The sequence below is a fragment of the Pseudorhodobacter sp. E13 genome, assembly GCF_003991405.1.
In the GTDB taxonomy this organism is placed as follows: domain Bacteria; phylum Pseudomonadota; class Alphaproteobacteria; order Rhodobacterales; family Rhodobacteraceae; genus Pseudorhodobacter.
In genome coordinates this window covers 1-223 of record NZ_RPEN01000026.1, presented here as the reverse complement: position 1 = coordinate 223, position 223 = coordinate 1, and the positions used below count along the sequence as shown (strand labels likewise).

General features: G+C 59.6%; 1 protein-coding gene. It reads left to right on the top strand.

Annotated elements, in window-relative coordinates; genetic code table 11:
- Position 1: 1 nt before the first annotated feature.
- Positions 2-223: transposase (locus EGN72_RS00070; protein WP_233586964.1), on the top strand; the 222-nt coding region annotated here is incomplete at its 3' end.

Below are 223 nucleotides of genomic sequence, written 5' to 3'. Positions count from 1 at the left end.
GCTGACGGACGAGCAGATGGAGCGGCTGAAACCGTTCTTTCCGAAGAGCCATGGTAAGCCGCGCGTCGATGATCGGCGGGTCTTGAGCGGCATAATCTTCATCAATCGCAACGGCTTGCGGTGGTGTGATGCGCCCAAGGAGTATGGCCCTCCGAAGACCCTCTACAACCGATGGAAGCGGTGGGGTGACATGGGGGTCTTCGCCAGGATGATGGAGGGGCTT